Source organism: Microvirga lupini, from assembly GCF_014191055.1.
In the GTDB taxonomy this organism is placed as follows: Bacteria; Pseudomonadota; Alphaproteobacteria; order Rhizobiales; family Beijerinckiaceae; genus Microvirga; species Microvirga lupini_A.
In genome coordinates, this window is the sequence record NZ_JACHWB010000003.1 from 604,981 (window position 1) to 627,531 (window position 22,551).

18 protein-coding genes are annotated in these 22,551 nt (G+C 65.7%); 4 read left to right on the top strand and 14 right to left on the bottom strand.

Features of this window, described 5'->3' with window-relative positions; all coding sequences use genetic code 11:
* Positions 1-53: 53 nt before the first annotated feature.
* Both FHR70_RS14395 and FHR70_RS14400 read right to left on the bottom strand, forming a co-directional pair.
* Positions 54-2,456, bottom strand: a complete 2,403-nt coding sequence (locus FHR70_RS14395) for a bifunctional diguanylate cyclase/phosphodiesterase (RefSeq protein ID WP_183451266.1) — start codon at positions 2,454-2,456, stop codon at positions 54-56.
* 266 nt (positions 2,457-2,722) lie between these two features.
* Complete coding sequence (locus tag FHR70_RS14400) at positions 2,723-3,658, bottom strand: DMT family transporter (RefSeq protein ID WP_183451268.1); 936 nt, start codon at positions 3,656-3,658, stop codon at positions 2,723-2,725.
* Between the two features lie 155 nt (positions 3,659-3,813).
* On the opposite strand from FHR70_RS14400, the gene FHR70_RS14405 reads away from it, so the two are divergent.
* The gene (locus FHR70_RS14405; RefSeq protein WP_246408204.1) at positions 3,814-5,172 is read left to right on the top strand and encodes an aminotransferase-like domain-containing protein; all 1,359 of its coding nucleotides are present in this window, start codon (positions 3,814-3,816) and stop codon (positions 5,170-5,172) included.
* A 6-nt stretch (positions 5,173-5,178) separates the two neighbouring features.
* Here the strand turns inward: FHR70_RS14405 and FHR70_RS14410 are convergent, their stop codons facing one another.
* Positions 5,179-7,197 carry a transcriptional regulator gene (locus FHR70_RS14410; protein ID WP_343058812.1) on the bottom strand — a complete coding sequence of 673 codons (2,019 nt, stop codon included), beginning with the start codon at positions 7,195-7,197 and terminating at the stop codon, positions 5,179-5,181.
* Between the two features lie 103 nt (positions 7,198-7,300).
* Here FHR70_RS14410 and FHR70_RS14415 point away from each other — a divergent pair, with 103 nt between their 5' ends.
* Together FHR70_RS14415 and FHR70_RS14420 are read left to right on the top strand one after the other, a co-directional pair.
* Complete coding sequence (locus FHR70_RS14415; protein WP_183451272.1) at positions 7,301-8,146, top strand: class I SAM-dependent methyltransferase; 846 nt, start codon at positions 7,301-7,303, stop codon at positions 8,144-8,146.
* A gap of 638 nt (positions 8,147-8,784) precedes the next feature.
* On the top strand, positions 8,785-9,048 hold the full coding sequence (locus FHR70_RS14420; RefSeq protein ID WP_183451274.1) for a hypothetical protein: 264 nt from the start codon (positions 8,785-8,787) through the stop codon (positions 9,046-9,048).
* A 62-nt stretch (positions 9,049-9,110) separates the two neighbouring features.
* Here the strand turns inward: FHR70_RS14420 and FHR70_RS14425 are convergent, their stop codons facing one another.
* Complete coding sequence (locus tag FHR70_RS14425; RefSeq protein ID WP_183451276.1) at positions 9,111-9,674, bottom strand: M10 family metallopeptidase C-terminal domain-containing protein; 564 nt, start codon at positions 9,672-9,674, stop codon at positions 9,111-9,113.
* A gap of 189 nt (positions 9,675-9,863) precedes the next feature.
* Here FHR70_RS14425 and FHR70_RS14430 point away from each other — a divergent pair, with 189 nt between their 5' ends.
* Positions 9,864-11,174: an NAD(P)H-dependent oxidoreductase gene (locus FHR70_RS14430; protein ID WP_183451278.1), complete on the top strand. Its 1,311-nt coding sequence runs from the start codon at positions 9,864-9,866 to the stop codon at positions 11,172-11,174.
* On the opposite strand, the gene FHR70_RS14435 is transcribed toward FHR70_RS14430, so the two are convergent.
* The 10 genes from FHR70_RS14435 to rplI all read right to left on the bottom strand — a co-directional run bounded on the left by FHR70_RS14435 (position 11,175) and on the right by rplI (position 22,550).
* Positions 11,175-11,948, bottom strand: a complete 774-nt coding sequence (locus FHR70_RS14435; protein ID WP_183451280.1) for an SDR family oxidoreductase — start codon at positions 11,946-11,948, stop codon at positions 11,175-11,177. It lies immediately after the preceding gene.
* Positions 11,949-11,965: 17 nt separating this feature from the next.
* Entirely contained in the window at positions 11,966-12,709 is a 744-nt protein-coding gene (locus FHR70_RS14440) for an SDR family NAD(P)-dependent oxidoreductase (RefSeq protein ID WP_183451282.1), read from the bottom strand.
* A gap of 6 nt (positions 12,710-12,715) precedes the next feature.
* Positions 12,716-14,203 (bottom strand): amidophosphoribosyltransferase, encoded by a 1,488-nt coding sequence (gene purF, locus FHR70_RS14445; RefSeq protein WP_183451284.1) that lies wholly within the window; start codon positions 14,201-14,203, stop codon positions 12,716-12,718.
* A gap of 130 nt (positions 14,204-14,333) precedes the next feature.
* Entirely contained in the window at positions 14,334-14,939 is a 606-nt protein-coding gene (locus FHR70_RS14450) for a CvpA family protein (protein ID WP_183451286.1), read from the bottom strand.
* Positions 14,940-15,088: 149 nt separating this feature from the next.
* Positions 15,089-16,105, bottom strand: a complete 1,017-nt coding sequence (locus FHR70_RS14455) for an NADP-dependent oxidoreductase (RefSeq protein WP_343058814.1) — start codon at positions 16,103-16,105, stop codon at positions 15,089-15,091.
* A gap of 181 nt (positions 16,106-16,286) precedes the next feature.
* Positions 16,287-17,513, bottom strand: coding sequence for a cadherin domain-containing protein (locus FHR70_RS24360; RefSeq protein ID WP_281381345.1), 1,227 nt, complete (start codon positions 17,511-17,513; stop codon positions 16,287-16,289).
* Between the two features lie 144 nt (positions 17,514-17,657).
* On the bottom strand, positions 17,658-19,070 hold the full coding sequence (radA, locus tag FHR70_RS14465) for a DNA repair protein RadA (RefSeq protein WP_183451290.1): 1,413 nt from the start codon (positions 19,068-19,070) through the stop codon (positions 17,658-17,660).
* Positions 19,070-20,236, bottom strand: a complete 1,167-nt coding sequence (alr, locus tag FHR70_RS14470; protein WP_246408163.1) for an alanine racemase — start codon at positions 20,234-20,236, stop codon at positions 19,070-19,072. Before alr ends, radA begins: the two co-directional genes overlap by 1 nt.
* A complete protein-coding gene (locus FHR70_RS14475; RefSeq protein WP_183451292.1) occupies positions 20,233-21,726 on the bottom strand; it encodes a replicative DNA helicase in 1,494 nt (497 codons plus the stop codon). Before FHR70_RS14475 ends, alr begins: the two co-directional genes overlap by 4 nt.
* 257 nt (positions 21,727-21,983) lie before the next feature.
* Positions 21,984-22,550, bottom strand: a complete 567-nt coding sequence (gene rplI / locus FHR70_RS14480) for a 50S ribosomal protein L9 (RefSeq protein WP_183451294.1) — start codon at positions 22,548-22,550, stop codon at positions 21,984-21,986.
* Between the last annotated feature and the right edge of the window lies 1 nt (position 22,551).

Consider the following 22,551-nt stretch of genomic DNA (forward strand, 5'->3'; position numbering starts at 1 on the left):
GCCGGAGCGCAGCGGAGGGGATGACACTGAGGTCGAGGTCTATCGTGGCGGCTTCACTTGGCCATCGTTCTGGCGGGCGACGTTGGAAGCACCACGACGTTCTCCGATAGCAGCGGCACGAATTCCTCGATTGGGGCGGGCCGGCCGAACAGATAGCCTTGCGCCTCCGTGCAGCCCTCCATGTCGAGAAAACTCAGCTCCTCTGAGGTTTCGACTCCCTCGGCGATGACCGGCAGACCAAGGCCGCGCCCGAGACCCAGGACCGCTCTGACGATCGTGGCGGCCTGCGGGTTCGTATGGACGGCCTGGATGAAGGACCTGTCGATCTTGATCTTGTCGCACGGAAAGGCGCGCAGGTTCGACAGCGAGGAATAGCCCGTTCCGAAATCGTCCATGGCGATGCTGATGCCCAGCGACTTGAGCTTCTGGAGCGTCTGGAGCGCACGGTTGGGATCGCGGATCAGGGCGGTTTCGGTGATCTCGATCTCCAGCCGCTGCGGCGGGAGCCCGGTCTCGTCGAGGATCCGACGGACGAGGTCCGCGAAACCATCGCTTGTCAGCTGCACCGCCGAGACATTGACCCCGACCGTCAGCGGCCGCATCCAGGTGGCGGCCTCGCGGCAGGCCTCCCGCATCACCCATTCGCCGATCTTCAGGATCAGCCCGCTTTCCTCGGCGATCGGAATGAAGAGCGCGGGCGGGACGCTGCCGCGAGCGGGATGGATCCAGCGAAGAAGAACCTCGAATCCGTTCACCGCCCCGGTATCGACCTGCGCCTGGGGCTGGTAGACCAGGTTGAACTCGCCGTTCGCAATGGCGCTGCGCAGGTCATGCTCCAGGCTGCGGCGCTCCCGGATCTGCGCGCCCATGTCCGCCTCGAAGAAGCGATAGGTTCCCTTGCCCTCGGTCTTGGCGCGGTAAAGGGCGGTGTCGGCGCTGGAGAGAAGCTCCGTACGGTCCTTAGCGTCGGACGGATACAGGGCGATGCCGATGCTCACCGACACGAGGTTGGTCGGCGTGTCCGTTCCATCGATGTCTTTGAGGCTCTTCAGCAGGGTCTCGGCGAGCTGGCCTACATGGGCAGGATCCGCGACCGAGGGTACGATGACGGCGAATTCATCGCCGCCCAGACGCGCGAGCATCTGATCTTCTGCGAGCGCCGTGGAGAGGTGCTTGGCGATGTCCTTGAGCAACTGATCGCCCGCCGCGTGGCCATGGAGATCGTTGACATCCTTGAAGCCGTCCAGATCGAGGCATAACAGCGCCAACTGCCTGCCGCTTCTCCCGTGTAGGGTGATTTCACGGTCGAGCCGCTGATCGAAGCTAGCGCGATTGCCGAGGCCGGTCAGCGGATCGTGGTGCGCCAGGAAACGGATCTGCGCCTCCGCGTTGCGGCGATCCCGCAGGTCGCGGACGGCGATCACGTTGTGTGGATGGTCCTTGTAGTTGATCGGCCGCGCGATCAGCTCGACGGGAAGCAGCGTGCCGTCGCCATGCCGCAGCTCGGCTTCGATCGCCTGTCCTGGAGCGGCGAACAGGATCTCCCGCTTCAGCGCGTCTGGGATCCACGCGGCCAGGTTCTGGCCGCCGATCTGCTCCACCTTCAGGCCTGTCAGCCGCGCGAAACTCTGGTTCACGGTGACGATGGTCTCGCCCGCGCAGAGAACGAGGCCTTCGAGCGCTGCGTCGGTGAGATCCCGCATGCGCTGCATCTCGAGCGTGGCGCGGCGGCGGTCCCTCACGTCGAGGATCAGGGCAATGAAGGCGAGCAGCAGGATGACGAGGCTGACGACCGCGACACCGAGGGCCAGCCACCTGGAGGGAATGGCCGAGGACGAGAGGGCAATGGTCGGGTCGGGCGTGATGCTGACGGCGCCCATCGCCGTGAAGTGATGGCTGCAGATCGCCAGCGTGAGCAGCAGCGCGCCAGTGATCTTGCTGGCCGGCGTGGCCCTGTGCAACGCCACCGCTACGGCGGCAGCGCCGAGGAGGCCCCCGAGCAGGATCGATGCCGTCACCAAGGTCGGATCCCAAGCGAGGGTGCCGGCCACCTCAAAGGCCGCCATGCCGGTATAGTGCATGACGGCGATACCGCCGCCGACGGCCGCTCCTCCGGCCCATCGCGACGCGGTGAGTCCCGGGAGGAGGGCGATTCCAAAGCCGAAGCCGGTCAGCAGGACGGCAGCGATCAGGGAGACGGCCGTGAGCGTTACGTTGTAGGCGGTCGGCAGGGCCGGGGAATAGGCCAGCATCGCGATAAAATGGGTTGCCCAGATACCGAAGCCCGTCGCTGCCGCTGCTACCGTCAGCCAGATGCCGCGGCTCATGCGCTCCAGACGCAGAACGTGATGGAGCAGGTTGACCGCTGTTAGTGATGCCAGGGCACAGACCAGGGCCGCGAGGGCGACGAGCCGGAGGTCGTGCTCGGTCACGATGCAATCATAGACGGTCAGCATGGGCAGCCTTTGCGGCGTTCCCGTCGTATGGTGCGGCGCTGCTTGCGACGACAGACACGGGCGGTGCGGAATCGGACGATCGGGAGAGCGAAGCCGGTCTCGCACCGGTATGGCGGGGCGGCATCATGCCTTTGGAGCGGGATTATGCGCCCGTGCTCCAATCCGCCATGGGTGATGGGTAATCAAACCCGATCAGAAATGTGCCCCATAAGCTTTACAAGTCAACGAATGGCGGCCGGACTGGGGCGCCTTATTCCGACACAGGGTTAACGGTATGAGCGGGCGACGGCGCTTGGCTTCTCCGCATGCCCGTGTCGGACCGAAGCGCCTGATGTCCCAGGCGTTGCGAAACGCTTCGCCCCCGCCACACAGGCGATCACCGCGATGTTGACCGCGACCATGCCCCAGCTCACCGCCTCGGCCAGCAGCATCGACGCCAGCATCAGCCCGAAGAAGGGCTGGAACAGCTGCAGCTGCGACACGCCCGCGATGCCGCCGAGCGCGAGGCCGCGATACCAGAACACGAAGCCGACCAGCATCGAGAACAGGGACACATAGGCCAGCGACAGCCATGCGGGCAGGCCGATCCCGCTCCACGAAGCGGGCAGGTTGAACAGCATCAGGCCGGCGGTCAGCGGCAGGGAGAGAACGAGCGCCCAGGAGATCACCTGCCAGCCGCCCAGGCGGCGCGAGAGCTTCGCGCCTTCCGCATAGCCGAGACCGCAGGCCAGGATAGCGCCGATCATGAGGAGACTGCCGGTCGGAGAGGCCGAGCCACCCTGGAGCAGGGCGAAGCCCGCCACCAGGGCACCGCCGAGGCCGGAAAAAATCCAGAAGGCTGCTCTCGGACGTTCGCCGCCGCGAAGGATCCCGAAGATCGCGGTTGCCAGAGGCAACAGGCCGACGAAGCAGATGGACTGGGCCGAGGTAATGTGCTGCAGGGCGAGCGCCGTCAGCAGCGGAAAGCCCACCACCACGCCGAGCGACACGATGGTGAGCGGCAGGAGATCGCTCTTCGCCGGCCATTTCTGGCGTAGCCCAATGAGCAGTGCCGCGCCGAGGAGCCCGGCAATCGTGGCCCGCGCCAGGGTCAGGAAGAGCGGGTCGATTTCGAGCACGGCGATGCGGGTCGCCGGCAGCGAGCCGCTGAAGATCAGGACGCCGAGAAAGCCGCTGATCCACCCTTCCGTCGTCCTGTCCATGCGCAACCCCTCCCGTGTGGTTCGGTGTCACCCGAACCGCATGGCTTTTCCAGGGACGGTGCAATACAGTCGGGCCGAACTGTCATGGAACGATGGCCGGTACAGTGGACGATTTCACTCTCACGAGACACGACGGCACCCTCGTCGAGCACGTCATGGCGGCGATCCGCCGGCGGATCGCCAGCCGCTCCCTGGCGCCGGGCGGCAAGCTGCCGTCCATCCGGGCTTTGGCCCAGACCCTGCAGGTGTCGAAATCCACCGTGGTGGAGGCCTATGACCGGCTGGCGGCCGAGGGTGTGATCCGCTCCCGGCCGGGCTCCGGCTTCTTCAGCGCGGCAACCCTCGCGCCGCTTTCGCTGGCGGAGCTCGCCCCGCGTCTCGACCGGGCGGTCGATCCGTTCTGGGTCTCGCGGCAATCCCTGGAAGCGCGTCGGGAGGTGCTGAAACCCGGCTGCGGCTGGCTGCCGGATGCGTGGATGCCTGAAGACGAGATCCGCCGCGCCCTGCGTGGGCTCGCGCGCACGAAGGACCCAACTGCGCTGACCGATTACGGCACGCCCCTGGGGCATCCCGGCCTGCGCGGCTTCCTCTCCCGGCGCCTCGCGGAGCAGGGCGTCGAAGCGGCGCCCGATCGGATCCTGCTGACGGATTCCGGCACCCAGGCCATCGACCTCGTGTGCCGGCTGCTGGTGCAGCCCGGCGACACTGTGCTGGTGGACGACCCCTGCTACTTCAACTTCCTGGCCCTGCTACGCGCCCATCAGGTGAATGTGGTCGGCGTACCCTTCACGCCGTCCGGACCCGATCTCGGAACCTTCGCGCAGGCGCTCGCCGAGCACAGGCCGCGCCTCTACATGACCAATTCCGGGCTGCACAACCCGACGGGCGCCAGCCTCTCGACAGTAACGGCGCACCGCCTGCTGAAGCTCGCCGAGCAGCACGGGCTCACCGTAGTCGAGGACGACATCTTCGCCGATTTCGAGCGCGAGCCCGCGCCGCGGCTCGCCGCCCTCGACGGCCTCGACCGGGTGGTGCGCATCGGCAGTTTTTCCAAAACCCTGTCGGCCTCGTTCCGCTGCGGCTACATCGCCGCCCGCCCGGACTGGATCGACAAGCTCACGGATCTCAGGATCGCCACCACCTTCGCCAGCAGCCGCCTCACGGAAGAGCTTGTGTTCGCCGTTCTCGGCAGCAGCGGCTATCGCAGGCACCTGGAGAGCCTGCGCACGCGGCTTGCGAAGAGCATGGCGTCCGTCGTCCCGCGCCTGGAGCGGCTGGGCATCACACCCTGGATCGTGCCGAAAGCCGGCATGCTCCTCTGGGGCCGCCTGCCGGATGATCTCGACGCCGCCCTTGTTGCGCGCCACGCGCTCAACGACGACGTGGTGCTCGCCCCAGGCAACGTCTTCAGCCCGGCGCAATCGGCCCGGACCTTCATGCGCTTCAACGTGGCCCAATGCGCGGACGAGCGGGTTTTCGCGGTGCTGGAGAAAGCGATGCGGCTTGCTCGCTGACCGTCTCTAACCGTCGTCCATGCCGATCCGGCGGGCGGCCTCGCGGAACAGCGCCCGGTCATCCGGTCCGAGCTGCATCGCGTTCAGGAAATGGCTCATGCCATAGCCGGGCAGGGTGGCGCGGATGCCCGCGAGCATATCGCGCGCCTCATCGAGCCGCCCGGCGAACGACAGGGCGAGCGCCGCGATCCCCGCGATATGCGCATGGGCGTTCGGCCGGCTCGCTGCGGTCACACCCGCGGCTGCCGCTTCGTCGAACCGGCCGAGCCGCATGAGCGCCATGGCGCGGGAGCCCAGCATGCCGAACAGCAGCGGATCGTAGGGGCTCAAGCGGCGCGACTGATCCGCGGCCGCAATCGCCGTCTCCGGATCGCCCGCCTGGGAATGGACGAAGCCCAGCGTATAGTGCCCTTGGGCGAAATTGGGCGAGAGGTCCACGCTCGTCTCCAGCTCCCTCAGGGTCTGCTCGAAGCTGCCGCGCAGCCACAGGGCCCGGCCCATCGCCCAATGGGCCGCGGGATCGCGGTCGTCGATCATCAGGCCCTGGCCCGCGGCCCGGAGCGCGCTCTCGACCTCCGGTCGGCGCTCGGTCCAGCCCTGGAAGGCGTTCTGGAAATGCGTGAAGGACAGGCCTGCATAGGCGCGCGCAAACGTCGGGTCGATGGCAAGCGCCTGCGTGAAGAAGGCTTGAGCCGCGTCGTTGTCCTGCTTGTTGAACCGGTACATGTGCCAGAGGCCGCGATGATGCGCCTCCCAGGCGTCGAGCGAGTTGGGGGCTTTAAGGATGGCGCGGTTGCGCTCCACGGTCTCGATCTCGCTCGCCACCGAGGCCACGATCCGGTTGCCGATTTCGTCGAGCACCAGAAAGGCGTCGTCGATCGAATGGCTGAGAATGTCGGCCCAGACGATCCTGCCCGTGCGCACCTCGGCGAGCTCCACCTGCACGGTGAGATGACCCTGGCTGCGGCGGATCGAGCCGCCGACCACGTAATCCACGTTGAGGAGCCGCCCGGCCTCGTCGGGAGAAACGTTCCTGTCGTGCAGCGCGAAGGTCGAGCCTTGCGAGATGACGAACAGGCTGCGGAGTTTCGCGAGCCGCGTGATCACGTCGTGCACGAGCGCATCCGCCACGCCGCCGCGGATGCGCGGTGTGCCGGATTCGTCCGCGAAGGGCATGACCGCGATGGAGCCGTGATGGGCCGCGGCCACCGGCGCCGGGGGATCGGGTGCAATCGCCTGCGCCGGGACCGGGCGCGGAGCTTGCGCCATCGCCTCTCGCCACACCTCGCGCAGGGACGCGCTGTCGAGCCCTTCCGCGTCGAACAGCCGAATGACGGCCTCGAGATGATCCTTGCCCTCCTGCACGCGCTGCCGGCGCGCCAGCATGCGCAGCAGCCGCGCATGGACGCGCTCGTCGAGCGGGCAGAGCGCCGCCCATCGTTCGAGAGTGCGCCCGGCCTCGGCCTCCGGAAGGTGGTCGGCCAGATGCTCCAGCACCTCGGTCTGAATGCCTCGATAACGGCGGCGCTGCGCCACGAGCCAGGCGTTGAAGGCGGGGCTGCGGTCGAGCTCAAGGCCGTCGAGAAACTCGCCCGCGAAGCTTTCCGCCATGCGGCACAGTGAGGGCAGCGATTGCAGCGCGACGCCCTGCGCGGCGATCGCATCGAGCTGCCGGGCATCCACATGGCAGCTCGTGAGGTCGAGGCGCACCGTGTCGCCCTCCGTCCTGACCCGCCCGGCATCGCCGAGGATGCGGCGGATCTTGCTCAAGCACCAGCGCAGCTCGCCGCGCGGATCGTTCGGCACGTCCCAGAGCAGTCCGCAGAGATGGCTGCGCGTCGGCGCATGGGGCGCGAGAGCGAGATAGGCGAACAGCGCCCGCACCTTGCGCGAGGCCGGCAGCGGCACCGGCGCATCGCCGCGCATCACGGTGAGGGGCCCGAGCATCCGCACGGTCACGGGCGCCGCACCGTGTGGATCTGCGGTCTCGGTCGTTTCCACGGCCGAACCCACGCTGCCTCCCACGTTTCCCTCCACGTGTGGCTGCTACGGTCTCTCCAATGGGCCTGACGTCTCAAGGTCGCTCGAAGCCGGGAGCGGGCCCATCGGAACCCTCAAGGAGGCCGTCATGGCTGATGCCGCTGTCACGATAAACCACGAAACCCAGCCCGTCCAACCGGACCTGAACGCCATCAAGACCCGCCAGCAGGGCGCGTGGTCGTCGGGCGATTACGCGGTGGTCGGCACGACCCTTCAGATCGTCGGCGAGGAGCTGTGCGAGGCCCTCGATCTGCACGCCGGCCAGCGCGTGCTCGATGTGGCGGCCGGCAACGGCAATGTCTCGCTCGCCGCCGCCCGCCGCTGGTGCGATGTTGTCGCCACCGATTACGTGCCGGCCCTCCTCGTCCGTGCCCGGGAGCGGGCCGAGGCCGAACGTCTTCCACTCACCGTCCAGACGGCGGATGCCGAGGCGCTGCCGTTCGCCAATGGCAGCTTCGATGTGGTCGTGTCCACCTTCGGGGTGATGTTCACCCCCGACCAGGAGCGCGCGGCCTCCGAGCTGCTGCGCGTGTGCCGGCGGGGCGGCAAGATCGGCCTCGCGAACTGGACACCCGACGGCTATATCGGCCAGATGTTCAAGACCATCGGCCGCCACATGCCCCCGCCGGCCGGCATCCGCCCGCCCTCCCTGTGGGGCCAGCGCGAACACCTCGACCACCTGTTCAGCCATGGCGTCACCTCCATCCAGGCACGCCGCAAGCATTTCGTGTTCCGCTACCGCTCGCCCGAGCATTGCCTGGAGGTGTTCCAGACCTTCTACGGCCCGGTCCTGAAAACCTTCGCGGCCCTGCAGCCCGAGGCCCAGGAGGCCCTCCGCAAGGACCTGCTCTGGCTCATCTCCGAGTTCAACCGCTCGGGCGACGACACCATGGTGGTGCCGAGCGAATATCTCGAGGTGGTGATCACGCGGTAGGCGGGGCGGAGGAGGGATGCTCGCATCGGGACATTCCTGATAGAACTCCCGACAACAGGAACGGCCGCCCCACTCCCCATCTTCATGGCCGCACTTGTTGCGGCCATCTACGTCTTAGGAACCACAGCGGATGAAAGACGTGGATGGTCGGGACGAGCCCGGCCATGACGAGGAGGGAACGACACCGCCCGGCAGGTTGATGTTCCTATTTTGTTCTTGACGACTGCTCCAAGCTCGGCTATATCATTGCCTTAGACCTGCCTCTATCGAGGGGCGCGCTCGCGAGGCGTCGCAGTGTGGAGGCAGGCACGGTCCTGTGGTGCGGCCTCGCACGCTGCATCGACAGGAGGCCCAGGCTGTGTGCCGGTGGTCGGAATCGGTTCAAGGCCCCCGTCGAGCCAGACGGGCAACGCCTTGAGCGGTCACCGGGCTGGCATCGCTTGTCCGCCTAAAGAAGCCGTGCGCGAAGAGGCATTCCGGCTCTTCCATTCCAATACACACATCGAGCCGGGCTGCCATTCGCGCCACCCTCGATTGCCTCAAAAGGCTCGGAGCCGAAACGGCTCCTGAGCCCGCGAGGCCGTGCCTATCTTAACCCGAGTCTTTTCATTCCGCTCTTTCATCCATGAGGTTTCAGCATGAGCCGTGTTCGCACCATCCTGTCCCGCATGCCCGATGCCGACGACGCCCTGCGGCGCCTCGCCGACGTGATCCAGGTGCCGTCCACCTGCCGCCGGCGCCGGTGCCGCAACGACGAGCGCTGCCAGGGCGGCTATGGCCCGCCGTGCTATTTCGAGGATCGCAAGCGCTTCGCCGATGCGGTGCTGGAGGACATGCACCTGCACCGGGACCACTGGACCGCCCAGCGGGCCAGCTTCGAGGCCGTGCTGCGGCGGCACTAGCACGCCACAACAAAAAAGCCCCTCCGGCACCGGAGGGGCATGTCTCATGCGCGACGGGTTGTCTAGCCGATGGCGAAGTCGTCGTGCGTGATCTTCGTCTTGTTGTTCAGGATCGCGAACTTGATCTGCGCGATCTTGCCGGTGCCGTCCGCATCGTAATACAGCGAGCCGGTCTTCTTGTCGTAGATGATGCGGTCGTCCTTATCGTGCGCCTTCTTGCCGGCATAGAACGCCGCCTCCTTGAGGCCGCCATACGACCCGGCTTTCTTAAAGATCGAACGCGAGAGGCTGATCGTGTCGTCGGCCGCCTTGAAGTCCATGATCCGGTCGACATTGGTCTTCGCATTGAGCCGGGATTCGAAAATGAAGTTGTCCTTGCCCGCGCCGCCATAGAGCTTGTCGTTGCCGGTCCCACCGGCAATCGCGTCATAGTCGCCGTAGCCATAGATGGTGTCGTTGCCGCCCATGCCATAGAAGCCGTTGATGCCGTCGTCGCCCCTCAGCACGTCGTTGCCGGGCGTGCCCATCGGGGGAAGACCCGTAGACGCTGCGCCCCACAGGGCGTCCTGGTCCTGGCCGACGCTCGGCATGCTCCAAGTGCCGTTCGACGTGTTCCTCGTACTCATCTCATCGTCCTCCCATGCGGTCTGCCCCGATTTCGAATCGGGTTGAATGACAACAGACCCGGACTACCACAATGCTATTACCTAACGATAGGTATGTGTTCCGGCGCACAGGGCAGGCCATTGACTTCCCGTTCGGCAGCTTCGAGCCTCGGCGTTGAGGAAACCGAGAGACGAAAGAGCCCAAGGCCCATGAACCTGCACGCATTGCTTCGCCGCCGCACCGAATCCGGCCGTCCCGTCCGCGTGGCGCTGATCGGCGCTGGCAAGTTCGGCTCCATGTTCCTCGCCCAGGTGCCGAGTATTGCCGGGCTCGAGGTCGCGGTGATCGCCGATCTCGACCCGGACCGGGCGAGGGAGGCCTGCCGCAATGTCGGCTGGGACGAGGCGCGGATCGCCGGAACCCGCTTCGTGGCCGACGGGCTCGAGGCCTGCCGGGCGGATGACGTGGAGGTCGTGATCGAGGCGACCGGCCATCCGGAGGCGGTCATCCGCCATGCGCTCGCCGCCATCGAAGCGGGCCGGCACATCGTCATGGTCAACGTGGAGGCGGATGTGCTGGCGGGCCCGCTGCTGGCCGAGAGGGCGCGGGAGCGCGGCGTAGTCTATTCCATGGCCTATGGCGACCAGCCGGCCCTGGTGTCCGAGATGGTCGACTGGGCCAGGGCTGCCGGCTTCATCGTGGCGGCGGCCGGCAAGGGCACCAAGTACCTGCCTGCCTACCATCAGGTCACGCCGGACGATGTCTGGACCCATTACGGTCTCACGCCCGAGCAGGCCAGGGCCGGGGGCATGAACCCGCAGATGTTCAACTCGTTTCTCGACGGCACCAAGTCGGCCATCGAGATGGCGGCCATCGCCAATGCCTGCGATCTCGACGTGCCGGAGGAGGGCCTGCGCTTCCCGCCCTGCGGGGTCGACGATCTCGCCCAGGTGCTGCGCCCCAAAAGCGTCGGCGGGCAGCTCGATCGCGACGGCATGGTCGAGGTGGTCTCGTCCCTGGAGCGCGACGGGCGGCCGGTGTTCCGCGACCTGCGCTGGGGCGTCTATGTGGTGCTGAAAGCCCCGAACGATTACGCCGCCGCCTGCTTCAGGCAATACGGCCTGCCGGTCGATTCAACCGGCCGCTATGCCGCCATGTACAAGCCCTTCCACCTGATCGGCCTGGAGCTGTCAATCTCGGTGCTGAGCGCGGCTTTGCGCGGCGAGCCGACCGGCTCCACACGCGCTTGGCGCGGCGACGCGGTGGCGGTGGCCAAGCGGGATCTGAAGGTGGGCGAGATGCTGGATGGCGAGGGCGGCTACACGGTCTATGGTCGTCTCGCGCCGGCTCTGCGGAGCAAGGCGGCACGTATGCTGCCCATCGGGCTGGCGCATGGTGTGCGCCTGACCCGGGACGTGGCGGCGGGGGCGGTCGTGACGGAGGACGACGTGGCGCTGGATCCCGAGCGGCTCGCCGTCCGGGTGCGCCGCGAGATGGTCGGCCGCTTCGGGCAGGGGTGATCACAAAACGGCAAGCATGCCGCCATCGACGTAGATGATCTGCCCGTTGACATAGGTGGATGCGGGGGAGGCCAGGAACACGGCGGCCCCGATCAGATCGTCCGGCGTGCCCCAGCGCCCGGAGGGCGTGCGCCCCCGCACCCAGGCATCGAACCTGGCATCCTCCACGAGGGCCGTGTTCATGTCGGTGACGATGTAGCCGGGACCGATGGCGTTCGCCTGGATGCCGTGCGCGGCCCATTCGGCCGCCATGGAGCGGGTGAGCTGCTTGATCCCGCCCTTCGCGGCCGTGTAGGGCGCGACGGTCGCGCGGGCGACCTCGCTCGTCAGCGAGCCGATATTGATGATCTTGCCGCCCCGCCCACGGGCGATCATCCGCCGGGCGGACTCGCGGCCGATCAGGAAGGCGCTGGTGAGATTGGTCTCGATCACCCGGCGCCAATCCTCGGCGGCCAGATCCACCATCGGCTTGCGGAATTGGATGCCGGCATTGTTGATGAGAATGTCGATGGCCGTGCCGGCGCGGTCGAAGCCATCGAAAGCAGCCATGACGGCAGCCTCATTGGACACGTCGAATACGGCGGTCGTGACCTTGTGCCCGGCCGCGATCAGAGCCTGCGCGGCTGCATCGAGCTTGGAAGCATCGCGGCCGTTGAGGATGACGGCCGCGCCGGCCTCGGCGAGGCCCCGCGCCATCGCCAGACCAAGACCTCCCGAGGAGCCGGTGATCAGCGCCGTCTTGCCGGAGAGATCGAACAAATCGCGGGCGTTCATTGGTCCGACCTTTCGTGTCAGGCCGGCGGCTGCGGCTCGATGACTTTGCCGTCTTGCGTGAAGTCGTAGATCTTGCCGGTCTGATCCCAAGCGGGCAGGGCGAGCTTCACGATGTGCGGGGCAAGGTCCTCTGGCGTCTTGAGGGTCAACGGATCCTCGCCTGGCATGGCGGCGCGGCGCATGCTCGTGCGCAGGGGGCCGGGGTTCAGCAGCATAACCTTGATCGGTGTCGTCACGGTCTCGGCCGCATAGGTGCGAACGAGCGCTTCAAGCGCCGCCTTCGAGACCGCATAGACGCCCCAATAGGCCTTGTGCTTGTGGGCCGCGCCCGAGGTGATGAAGATCGCCCGGCCGGCGTCGGAGGCGCGCAGCAGCGGGTCGAGGGAGCGGATCAGGCGGTAATTGGCCGTGACGTTTACCGCCATCACCTCGTCCCAGACCGGCTGGTCGATATGGGCGATCGGCGCCAGCTCGCCGAGCTGGCCCGCGTTGCCGAGCAGGATGTCGAGCTTGCCCCAGCGCTCGTAGATCGCGGCGCCCAGGCGGTCGAGCGCCTCGAGGTCCTTCAGGTTCACCGGCACCAGGGTGGCGGAGCCGCCCTTGGCGCGGATCTCGTCGTCGAGGGATTCGAGTGCTCCCTGCGTGCGGGCCAGCGCGATCACATGCGCGCCGGCCTCGGCCAGGGCGAGTGCCGCCGCGCGGCCGATGCCGCGAGACGCGCCGGTGACGACCGCGACGCGGTTCTGAAGGGGCTTGTCCATGGTTCCTCAGTCGGCTTCGGCGAGAACCGCGAGACGGCGCGGGGTGGCGACGGTGAGGTCGGTCAGCGGCGTCGGGTAGTCGCCCGTGAAGCAATGGTCGGTGAATTGAGGTTGCGCCGGGTTGCGGCCCGTCTCGCCCATGGCGCGATAAACGCCCTCAATGGACAGGAAGGCGAGCGAATCCGCCCCGATATACTGGCGCATCTGCTCCAGGTCATGGGTGGCGGCGAGCAGCTTCTCCTTCTCCGGCGTGTCGATGCCGTAGAAATCCGGATGCGTGATCGGCGGGCTGGAGATGCGGAAGTGAACCTCCTTGGCCCCGGCCTCGCGCATCATCCGGACGATCTTCACCGAGGTGGTGCCGCGCACGAGGCTGTCGTCCACGAGCACGATGCGCTTGCCGGCAATCGCCGCACGGTTGGCCGAGTGCTTCATGCGTACGCCGAGCTCGCGCACCGACTGGGTCGGCTGGATGAAGGTGCGGCCGACATAATGGTTGCGGATGATGCCGAGCTCATAAGGAAGCCCGCAGGTCTGGGCATAGCCGAGCGCCGCCGGCACGCCGGAATCCGGTACCGGAATCACCACGTCCGCATCCGCCGGGGATTCGAGCGCGAGCTCCCGGCCCATGCCCTTGCGGATCTCATAGACGCTGCGGCCGTTCACGACGGAATCGGGCCGGGCGAAATAGATGTACTCGAAGATGTCGGGGCGCGGATCCACCTCCGGCGCGTAGCGGAAGGACTCGATGCCCTTATCCGAGATCACCACGCATTCGCCGTTCTCGATGTCGCGGACGAAGCGGGCGCCGATGATGTCGAGCGCACAGGTCTCGGAGGCGAGGATGTAGCGGCCGTCGAGCTCGCCCAGCACCAGCGGGCGAATGCCCAGAGGGTCGCGGGCGCCGATCAGCTTCTTGTTGGTGAGCGCCACCAGGGCGAAGGCGCCCTCGATCTTCTGGATCGCCTCCACGAAGCGGTCGATCACCCGGTCCTTGCGGCTGCGGGCCACCAGATGGACGATCACCTCCGTGTCGGTGGTGGACTGGCAGATGGCGCCGTCGCGGATCAGGTTGCGGCGAAGCGTCAGGCCGTTGGTCAGATTGCCGTTATGGGCCACCGCGAAGCCGCCGCCGTCAAGCTCGGCAAAGAGTGGCTGCACGTTGCGCAACACCGTCTCGCCAGTGGTCGAGTAGCGGGTGTGGCCGATGGCCGACAGACCTTCCAGGCGCTCGATGGTCGCCCGGTCGGAGAAGTTGTCACCTACGAGGCCGAGCCTGCGCTCGGAGTGGAATACCGACCCGTTGAAGGTGACGATGCCGGCCGCCTCCTGGCCCCGGTGCTGCAGGGCGTGGAGGCCCAGCGCCGTGATGGCCGCCGCATCCGGGTGCCCATAGATGCCGAAGACGCCGCATTCTTCGCGCAGGGTATCGCCGTCGAGGTCGAGGTTCACCTGCTTCGGGGTGACCTGCCACGTCTCAGACAAAGCAGACATCGATCATACCTTTGGGATTCGCGCCCGCACCGGCGCCGCCCCTATGTAGTCATCCTCGCGCCAAACGCCAACGTCTATTCTGACGCTGCCGGAAACGTGATGGCAGACGCCTGGCGCCCTGGCGCGATGCTTAGCTGCGCCGCTGAGGTGTCTGGGGCGCGGCCGGAGCGGCGGGTGCTGCCGGACGCTGCGGATCGGGCTCGGTTGGTTCGGCCTCGGGCGTTGCATCCTTGTTGCGCAGGCGCTGGATCAGGGCCTCGGCATTCTCCGGCAGCATGGCGATGATGTTGTCGCGTGTGTTCTCCATGGCCGGGCGGGTCTTGGAGGCGGTGGCCCATTCGGGCTCCTTGCCCTGGAGCAGCCAGCCCAGGAAGGCCCAGCCGATCACGCAGATCAGGAAGCCGCGGGCCGCTCCGAAGAACAGGCCGAGCGTCCGGTCCAGGGCGCCGATCCGGGAATCGAGGATCAGGTCGGAGATCTGCACCGTGATGATCGACACGATGATCAGGGTGATGACGAAGATGGCGCCGATCGAGGCCACGAGCGCAACCGTGTTGCTGCTGATGTACTGCTGGGCAATCGGAAGGGCGGTCGGGTGCAGGTACCAGGCGGCAGCGGCGGCAACCACCCAGGCCACGATGGCGAGCACCTCGCGGGTGAAGCCGCGCACGGCAGCAAGAAGAGCCGAGATCAGGACAATCCCGATAACGACGAGGTCCAGAACGGAAAAGGGCATGGGCCGGGCCTACGCAGATGAACAGGAATGGAGCCGCCTTTGCGGGTTCGAAGCCTGGCTCTATAGCGTTAAGAAAGGCTTTCGTCACCCCAGGGAAGTTGAGCCCCCGTGGGAAGGCGACGTGCGCCGCCTCCCTGGAAGGTGGAGGCTCAGGCGAGCTCGATGATCAGCTTGCCGAAGTTCCGGCCCTCCAGAAGGCCGATGAAGGCTTCCGGCGCGTTCTCGAGCCCCTCGACGATATCCTCCTTGTATTTCACGCGACCCTCGGCGATCCACCTCGCCATGTCGCGGTAGAATGCGGGACGCTGGTCGCTGAACTCGCGCTGGATGAAGCCGCGAATGGTCAGGCTCTTGGTGAGCACGTCGCGCATGAGGACGGGCAGTCGATCCGGCCCTTCGAAGTCGCCCGTGGCGTTGTACTGCGCGACGAGGCCGCAGACCGGAATGCGCGCGAAGCTGTTGAGCAGGGGAAAGACCGCATCCCAGACCTTACCGCCGACATTCTCGAAATAGACGTCGATCCCGTTCGGGCAGACCGCGCGCAGATCCTCGGCAAAGGTGGGCGAGTGATGGTCCAGAGCGGCGTCGAAGCCGAACTCGTCCCGCACCAAGGCGCACTTCTCGGCCCCGCCGGCGATGCCGATGGCCCGCGCCCCTTTGATCTTCGCGATCTGCCCGACGGCCGAGCCGACCGGGCCGCTCGCGGCAGCCACCACCACGGTCTCGCCTGACTTGGGCTGCCCGAGGGTCAGCAGCCCCGCATAGGCGGTGAAACCCGGCATGCCAAGCACACCCAACGCCGTCGTGACGGGCGCCTGGTCCGGGTTCAGCTTGCGCAGGGCCTTGGCATCCGCAACGGCGTGGGACTGCCAGCCGGAATGGGAGAGGACCATGTCGCGGGGCTTGTAGTCGGGATGGCGGCTCTCCAGGACCTCGGCTACCGTGCCGCCCTCCATCACGTCGCCGATCTCCACCGCCGCCGCATAGGATTTCGCAGCGCTCATCCGGCCGCGCATGTAGGGATCGAGCGAGAGATAGCGAATTTTGAGCAGCACCTGACCCTCGCCCGGAGCAGGAAGGGGCGTTCGCACGAACTTGAAGTTCTCGCGGGAGGGGCGGCCGGTCGGACGTGAGGCGAGGAGGATCTGGAGGTTCTGTTCTGACACCGGTGGACTCCTGAGGTGGGGCTCGCCCGCCTGCCAAGCGTGGACGGACGTATATCGCCCCATTAGGTCGATGTGCCGTCCTGCCCCGTCAAGTCTCGGGCTCCACCTCCATGGCCCTACAGAAAAAGAAAAGGCTCCGGCGTTGCCGCCAGAGCCTCTCGAATGTCTCAAGTCGGCCAGCTTAGATAAACAGGAAGTCGTCGGCGTAGAGCGTGGTGCCGGGCTTCACCTTGAGGATCTCGATGCCCTTGCCTTTGCCCGAGCCGTCCACATCCAGGTAAACGAAGCCGTTCTTCTTGTTGTAGAAGATGTAATCGTTCGAACCGTCCGGGGTGTCGTTGAGCTTGGTGCCGACGTTGAAGAACTTCTTCTGGAGCTTCTGCCCTTTCACGAAGAGCTTGTCGAAGCCAACGGATTTGCTCGAGCCCTTGTCGGGGCGACCGCCCTTGTCATCGGGCTTGCCCTTATCGTCGTCCGCGCCCTTCTTGGAGAGCACGTCGCTCGATTTCGGGCCCTTCACCTTGAAGGCCTTGAGAGCCGCCAGGCTAATCTGGATCGTGTCGTCCGAGGCTTTGAAATCCATGATCTGGTCGAAATGACCCTTCTTCACGGCGGTGTCGAACACGAAGGTGTCCTGGCCGGCGCCGCCATAAAGCATGTCCTTGCCTTCACCGCCATTGATCGTGTCGTTGCCCGCAAGACCATAGATTTTGTCATTGCCGCCAAGGCCGTTGAGGATGTCGTCATCAGCCGTTCCGACGAGGCGGTCGTTCTTCCGCGTGCCAGTGGCGGTTTCGGCGGAGTTCGTGACAGTAATAGTGACCTCTTCCGTGTAGGAGAGGCCGCCGGCATCCGACACTTTGACACGAAGCGTATGCGCACTGACCTGAGCGTTATCAAGACCGGCTTTCAGTTTTATGCTGCTGCCATCGATCGTGAAGTAGTCGTTGTATAAGGCTGCGCCATTGGCATCGACCAGAGTGTAGGTGAAGGTCTCGCCAAGATCTTGATCAACGGCAGACAGGGTTGCCACGGTTGTGTCGACTGCCGCATTCTCGGCTATCGTGCCACCCGTGAGAACAATATCCGTTGGGGCATATTCGCTCACGGGAGTTACGTTGACCGTAACCAGCGCTTCGTCAACTTCGGTCCCATCCTCTTCAGCTTCGCTCGTTGCCAGGATAGCGAGCGCAAAGGACGTCAAGGCAGATTCGAAATCGAAGAGGCTCGCCGTCTTCACCAGGATTTTGTCACCCACGATCTCGAAACGGTCGTCAAAATGATATCCGAGTTCAAAGGTGAAGGTCTCGCCGTCTTTTCCGCCAGTGACAGAGAGGGTAGCGACGACGTCGCCAGATTCCGGGTTCTCTGCAATGTTAATAATTTCTTCAACAACAATCGTAGCCATAAATGCCCCCTACAATACTCTTTGACTGATCAGCACCTCGTTGGAGGTATCTCCAAAGAGGTATCATGGCAGGACTGTTATGGAATTGTTCTAAAGTGTCAATCTGTCCAAACGGTCTAGGTATATGCGTCTATGCAAGCGAGGCTATGATGCCTTGCGTCGCCGCGCTGCGATGCCTGCCACGAGATCGGTGATGTGGCCGATTGACGAGGTCGCCAGCGGCAGGCGCTCGCTTTTTGAGCCCTTGGACTTGTCTATCCTCGGCTGCGGGGAAACGGCACTCGAGAAGCCGAGCTTCGCCGCTTCCTTCAGCCTTGCCTGCTCCTGAGCCACGGGACGGATGGCGCCGGAGAGGCCCATCTCGCCGAAATAGACCGTGTCCGGCGGCAGGGCGTTGCCCGACAGGGACGAGACCAGGGCGGCGGCTGCGGCAAGGTCCGCTGCCGGCTCGGTGATGCGCAGGCCGCCGGCCACGTTGAGATAGACGTCGTGCATCCCGAGCTTGAGGCCACCGTGAGCCTCCAGAACCGCGAGCACCATGGACAGACGGCTCTGGTCCCAGCCGACCACGGCGCGGCGGGGCGTGCCGAGGGAGGACGGCGCGACGAGAGCCTGGATCTCTACGAGGAGTGGGCGCGTGCCCTCCATGCCAGCGAACACCGCCGTGCCGGCTGTCGCCATGTCGCGCCCGGCAAGAAATAGCTCAGAGGGGTTGGGCACCTCGCGCAGGCCCTGGTCGGACATCTCGAACACGCCGATCTCGTCGGTGGGGCCGAAGCGGTTCTTCACGGCACGCAGGATGCGGAAATGGTGGCCGGTATCGCCCTCGAAGGAGACCACAGCGTCGACCATGTGCTCGACCACGCGCGGGCCTGCGATCTGGCCATCTTTGGTCACGTGACCGACGAGGATCACAGCCGTGCCGGTGGTCTTGGCGAAGCGGATCAGCGCCTGGGCCGAGCCGCGCACCTGGGTGACGGTGCCGGGGGCGGATTCCACCGTCTCGGTCCACATGGTCTGGATCGAGTCGATGATGGCCAGCGCCGGCGGCCGGCCCTGGCTCAAGGTGGCAATGATATCCTCGACATTGGTCTCGGAGGCGAGCTCGACCGGTGCTTGACCGAGGCCGAGGCGCTCGGCCCGCAGGCGCACCTGGGCCACCGCCTCCTCGCCCGAAATATAGGCGACGCGCTCGCCCCGATTGGCCAGCGCGGCGGAGGCCTGCATGAGGAGCGTCGACTTGCCGATGCCGGGATCGCCGCCGAGCAGGATGATCGATCCATGCACGAAGCCGCCGCCCGTGACCCGATCGAGTTCTGCGATGCCGGAGGGCGTGCGCGGCGCTTCCTTCGTTTCGCCGGACAAGCCTTCGAGCGGGAAGATCCGGCCCTTGGCCCGGGAGGGGCGTGTGGCGGCGGGCCCCGCCATGGGGCTTGCGGAGCCGGATTCCTCGACGATGGTGTTCCAGCCGCCGCAGGCCTCGCACTTGCCTTTCCAGCGGTTATAGACCGCGCCGCATTCCTGGCAGACGAAGCTGGGATGACGCTGCTTGGCCATCAGGCTTCTCCCCCGCGATAGGCGCGGGCGTAGCGGGCTCCCAGATTGGTGAGGATCTCGTACCCGATGGTACCGGCCCGGCGGCCGACCTCGTCAATGGTGAGATCGCCGCCAATCAGCGTGACGGTGTCGCCGCGCTTCACCTGAGACTCCGGTACGTCGGTCACGTCGATGGTGATCAGGTCCATGGAGACGTTGCCGGCGAAAGAGCAGGTGTGTCCGGCCACCAGCGCCATGCCGGCCAGCAGTTCGTCGCCGCTCCGACCCCGTGCGCTCGCCGCACGCGGATAGCCGTCAGCATAGCCCACCGAGAGCGTGGCGATGCGGCGCTTGTCCAGCGCCACCCAGCGGCCATTGTAGCCGACCGTCTGATCCGCCTCGACCCAGCGCAACTGCACGATGCGGGCATTCAAGCCGACGACCGGCTTCATCGGATTGTTCCGATCCGGTGTCGGGTTGCCGCCATAAAGGGCATAGCCGGGACGCACCAGGTCGTAGCCGGGCTTGTCGCGCAGGAAAATGCCCGAGGAATTCGGCAGCGAGGCGGGAATGCCGGGAAGCGTCGAGCGGACCGCCTCGAAGGCTTCGATCTGCTGAGCGTTCAGCGGATTGTCGCTCTCCTCGGCGCTGACGAAATGGCTCATGAGGAGTGCGATCTCGAAATCCTTCAGCTCTCCGCGATCCTTCAGTGTCAGGCCCTGCGGTACGGTGAGGCCGAGGCGGTTCATGCCGGTATCCACATGGATCGCGGCCTTCAGCTTGCGGTTTTGAGCCCGGCAGAACCCGGCCCATTCCTCGACCTCCTCGAAAGATCCGAGAACCGGCCGCAGGTCGAACTCCGCATAGGTCGGTCCGGTGCCGGCGAAGAGCCCGTTCAGCACATAGATCGCAGCATAGGGCGCCACGGCGCGGGCACGGATCGCCTCGCTTAAGTGAGCCACGAAGAAGGTGCGGCAGCCGGCGCGGGCGAGCGCAGGAACAGCCTTCTCGATGCCGGTGCCGTAGGCGTTCGCCTTGACGACGGCTGCCGTCTCGGCGCCACCGGCATGCTCGCGCAGCGTGCGCCAGTTCGAGGCGAGCGCATCGAGATCGATATGGAGGATACCGCCCGCAGCGTTCTCCAGAATGTCGCGGGCCGCGTTCGTCTGAGAATTATTCCTGGTCAATCGCCAATCCGATCGGGAAGTTTGTCTTCATCCGCAAGGTCGGTGAAGCGGGTGATGTCTGCCTGGAAGGCGAGCTGGACGGTTCCGGTCGGTCCGTGACGCTGCTTGCCGATGATGACTTCGGCCTTACCGTGAACCTGGTCCATCTCCGCCTGCCACTTGAAGTATTCCTCGGTGCCGGGCTTCGGCTCCTTGTTCTTCAGATAGTACTCCTCGCGGTAAACGAACATGACCACGTCGGCGTCCTGCTCGATCGAGCCCGATTCACGAAGGTCCGCAAGCTGCGGACGCTTGTCGTCGCGGGCTTCCACCTGACGGGAGAGCTGGGAGAGGGCGATCAGCGGAACCGAAAGCTCCTTGGCGAGCGCCTTGAGGCCGGTGGTGATTTCGGTCAGCTCCTGCACGCGATTCTCGCCCTTCTTGGAGGAGCCGGAGAGGAGCTGAAGGTAGTCGACGATGAGCACGTCGAGGCCGCGCTGACGCTTGAGGCGTCGCGCCCGGGCGGTGAGCTGCGCAATGGAGATGCCGCCGGTCTGGTCGATGTAGAACGGGATGGACTGCATCTCACGGGCGGCTTCCGTGATCTTGTAGAAGTCGTCCTCGCGCATGTCGCCGCGGCGGATCTTGTAGGACGGTACGCCCGATTGCTCGGCGATGATACGGGTGGCGAGCTGCTCGGCCGACATTTCGAGAGAGAAGAAGCCGACGATGCCGCCATTGACGGTCTTCAAATGGCCATCCTGCTGCTTCTCCGCCCGGTAGGCCTTGGCGATGTTGAACGCGATGTTCGTCACCAGCGAGGTCTTACCCATGGCCGGACGTCCGGCAAGGATGATCAAGTCCGAAGGCTGAAGGCCGCCAAGGGATTTGTCGAGATCGATCAATCCCGTCGAGACGCCGGACAATGCGCCTTCGCGCTTGTAGGCGGCAGCGGCCATGTCGATGGCGGCCGTGAGCGCATCGGAAAAGCGCTGGAAGCCGCCGTCCGCGCGACCCGTTTCGGCAATCGCGTAGAGACGCCGTTCCGCCTCCTCGATCTGCTCGCGGGGCGAATTCTCGACGGGCGCGTCGAAGGCGTTGTTGACGATATCCTCGCCGATATTGATCAGGTTGCGGCGGATCGCGAGGTCGTAGATCGTACGGCCGTAATCCTCGGCGTTGATGACGGTGGTCGCCTCGGCCGCGAGGCGGGCGAGGTACTGGGACACCGTGATGCCGCCGAGATCCTGATCGCCCAGAAAGGTCTTCATGGTGATCGGCGTCGCGATCTTGCCGGCCTTGATCAGGCTCGTGGCCACCTCGTAGATGCGCCGGTGCAGGTCCTCGATGAAATGGCCAGCCTCGAGAAAGTCGGAGACCCGGTAATAGGCGTCGTTGTTGACCAGGATCGCGCCCAGCAGGGCCTGTTCGGCCTCGATGTTGCTGGGAGGCGTCCGAAACTGCGGTTCGGCGGTCTCGAGACGGGCGATCAGGGCGTTGGCGGTGGCCATCTGGCGCTCCGGGAAACAGGAGAAGGGTTAGAGTCTCTTAGACCGCAATTGGTGTCCTAAAGGTTGCCGGATCGACACGAATCCGGGCAGACCCCGAGCTGTCCTCGCTGTCCTCGATTCTCACACCGTCCATCTTTTCGCAGGCGTCGCGGCTTGACTCTCCCACAAGCCTGAAACCCAAAGAAAAAACGCTCCCCGTCGAATCGACGGAGAGCGCCACTTTAGAACAAAACAGGAACTGGAGCAATTGCTCCAGCTTAGAGCTCTTCGTCGCCGCCAGCTTCAGCCAGAGCCGCGCCAACCTCAAGGCCGAGGTCGTCGAGGTTGGTCTCCTCGCGGGTCGTGACCTGCTCACCGCGCGCCTGACGCTCGGCTTCCTCGGGGCTGCGGGCGACGTTGATGGTCACCTGAACCTCGACCTCCGGATGGAGGGCGACCGGCACATTGTGCAGGCCGATGGTCTTGATCGGCTGGTTGATGGCGATCTGGTTGCGGTCAACCGTGAAGCCATTCTGGGTCATGATTTCGGCGAGGTCGCGGGTGGAGACCGAGCCGTAGAGCACGCCGGTCTCGCCGGACTGGCGCAGGATGATGAAGCTCTGGCCGTTCAGCTTCTCGCCGACGGTCTCGGCTTCCTTGCGGCGCTCGAGGTTGCGGGCCTCAAGCTGGGCGCGCTGAGCGTCGAAGTGCTTCTTGTTGGCCTCGGTGGCGCGCAGAGCCTTGCCGCGCGGCAGGAGGAAGTTGCGGGCGTAGCCCGAGCGGACCTTCACGGTCTCGCCCATCTGGCCGAGCTTTGCGACGCGCTCGAGAAGGATCACATCCATG

Bases quoted from the DNA above. Each gene is read 5' to 3' on its own strand.
- FHR70_RS14420 (WP_183451274.1), top strand. From the start codon at position 8,785: ATGAGCCGTGTTCGCACCATCCTGTCCCGCATGCCCGATGCCGACGAC.
- FHR70_RS14440 (WP_183451282.1), bottom strand. From the start codon at position 12,709: ATGGACAAGCCCCTTCAGAACCGCGTCGCGGTCGTCACCGGCGCGTCT.
- FHR70_RS14435 (WP_183451280.1), bottom strand. From the start codon at position 11,948: ATGAACGCCCGCGATTTGTTCGATCTCTCCGGCAAGACGGCGCTGATC.
- radA (WP_183451290.1), bottom strand. From the start codon at position 19,070: ATGGCCAAGCAGCGTCATCCCAGCTTCGTCTGCCAGGAATGCGGCGCG.
- FHR70_RS14450 (WP_183451286.1), bottom strand. From the start codon at position 14,939: ATGCCCTTTTCCGTTCTGGACCTCGTCGTTATCGGGATTGTCCTGATC.
- FHR70_RS14415 (WP_183451272.1), top strand. From the start codon at position 7,301: ATGGCTGATGCCGCTGTCACGATAAACCACGAAACCCAGCCCGTCCAA.
- FHR70_RS24360 (WP_281381345.1), bottom strand. From the start codon at position 17,513: ATGGCTACGATTGTTGTTGAAGAAATTATTAACATTGCAGAGAACCCG.
- FHR70_RS14400 (WP_183451268.1), bottom strand. From the start codon at position 3,658: ATGGACAGGACGACGGAAGGGTGGATCAGCGGCTTTCTCGGCGTCCTG.
- FHR70_RS14430 (WP_183451278.1), top strand. From the start codon at position 9,864: ATGAACCTGCACGCATTGCTTCGCCGCCGCACCGAATCCGGCCGTCCC.
- FHR70_RS14475 (WP_183451292.1), bottom strand. From the start codon at position 21,726: ATGGCCACCGCCAACGCCCTGATCGCCCGTCTCGAGACCGCCGAACCG.
- FHR70_RS14405 (WP_246408204.1), top strand. From the start codon at position 3,814: ATGGCGGCGATCCGCCGGCGGATCGCCAGCCGCTCCCTGGCGCCGGGC.
- purF (WP_183451284.1), bottom strand. From the start codon at position 14,203: ATGTCTGCTTTGTCTGAGACGTGGCAGGTCACCCCGAAGCAGGTGAAC.
- FHR70_RS14425 (WP_183451276.1), bottom strand. From the start codon at position 9,674: ATGAGTACGAGGAACACGTCGAACGGCACTTGGAGCATGCCGAGCGTC.
- rplI (WP_183451294.1), bottom strand. From the start codon at position 22,550: ATGGATGTGATCCTTCTCGAGCGCGTCGCAAAGCTCGGCCAGATGGGC.
- FHR70_RS14395 (WP_183451266.1), bottom strand. From the start codon at position 2,456: ATGCTGACCGTCTATGATTGCATCGTGACCGAGCACGACCTCCGGCTC.